The sequence below is a fragment of the Paenibacillus peoriae KCTC 3763 genome (assembly GCF_000236805.1).
In the GTDB taxonomy this organism is placed as follows: Bacteria; Bacillota; Bacilli; order Paenibacillales; family Paenibacillaceae; genus Paenibacillus; species Paenibacillus peoriae.
The window spans coordinates 1-1,676 of the sequence record NZ_AGFX01000043.1; the positions used below are offsets into that span (position 1 = coordinate 1).

Consider the following 1,676-nt stretch of genomic DNA (forward strand, 5'->3'; position numbering starts at 1 on the left):
CGGTCGATTTTACCGTTCGGCGTCAAAGGCATGTGTTCCAGCTGTACGAAGTACGAAGGCACCATGTAGTTAGGAAGCTTTTCGCCCAGTAAGCTGCGTAGCTCACTTGTGCTCACTTCACGCTCTGCCACATAGTACGCGACGAGTTGATGTTGGCCCTGCTCATCCTCATGGGCCAATACAATCACCTCTTGCACAGCCTCCACCTTCAGCATGTTTGCCTCAACCTCGCCCAACTCAATCCGATATCCCCGGATTTTCACCTGGTGGTCGATCCGGCCCAAGTGCTCGATGTTCCCGTCCGGCATCCATCTCGCCAAGTCCCCTGTCCGGTACATCCGTTCATATCCTGCTTCTCCGTCCGTAAACGGATTCGGTATAAATTTCTCATCCGTAAGCTCCGGACGATTCAGATATCCACGTGCTAATCCTACGCCTGATACACACAATTCTCCAGCTACGCCTACAGGCGCCAGATGTCCTTGGGCATCCACGATATATACCCTGTGATTCGGCACGGGACGTCCGATAGAAATCCGTTCCTCTGCATTCGCGTCCTCAGACACCGGCCAAATCGTTGTGATAATCGAATTTTCCGTTGGACCGTAGCCGTTATAGTATGGAACCTGATCTTTCCATTGCTGTACAAGCTCCAATGAGGAAGCAGATCCGGCAGTAAATAGAATGCGCAAACTCGACATTCGCTCCGGTTCCAGATACACAGCATAGGTCGGTGGCAGCATGACTACGGTCATTTGGTGCTCTACTACATACTGCTCAAACTGTTCATAGTTTAAAATCGTCTCCATTGTCGGCACATACAACGTCGCTCCGCAGAACAGCGTTTGGAACACTTCCCAGCAAGCGGCATCAAAGGAATAGCTGGCAAACATCAGGACATGATCCGACAAGCTCATCTGCAAGGTTTCATCGAAATAGGTTTTCAGATTGCTCGGTCCGTGATGCTCGATCATAGCGCCCTTCGGCTGCCCCGTCGTACCCGACGTATAAATCACATACGCCAGATCGTTCGGGCCAGACAACGGCTCCAGATTAGAGTGGTCCTCGTGGTAAACCTCCTGCGCCCCATCCAGCACCAGTACCTTGCCGCTAAAAGCTGCCTTTTCCACCAGATGGCTTTGCGTTAGCAGCAATTCCGCACCCGAGTCATCCAGCATGTAGCGGATACGTTCCTCCGGATACGTCGGATCAATCGGAACATACGCGCCTCCGGCTTTCATAATCCCGAACATTCCCACGATCATATCTACCGAACGCTCGGTCATCAGACCCACCAGACGATCCTTTGTCACGCCATGACTGCGCAAGGTACGTGCTAATTGGTTGGCTCGTTCATTCAGCTCACGGTAGGTCAACTGCTCTCCCTCAAAGAACAAGGCCACCTGCTCGGGTGTTTGCAATGCTTGCACTTCGAACAAGCCGTGAATTGTCTGCTCCCTTGGATAGTCCGCTGCCGTGTCTCCCCACACGTGCAAGATTTGCTCACGTTCCTGCTTGGTCAATACATTCAGCTCGCGTACAGGAATATTCGGATTCGCCACCACTTCCTCCAGCAGTTGCACCAGATGTCCCTGAATCTGTTCTATACTTGCCCGCTCAAATACTTGTGCGTTGTAATTAAAGCTCATGTGAATGGCTTTACCAGACTGTATCAC

At 51.7% G+C, this 1,676-nt stretch carries 1 protein-coding gene; it reads right to left on the reverse strand.

Features of this window, described 5'->3' with window-relative positions:
* On the reverse strand, positions 1-1,676 hold a 1,676-nt coding region (locus KQI_RS0124375), incomplete at both ends, for a non-ribosomal peptide synthetase (protein WP_029390327.1).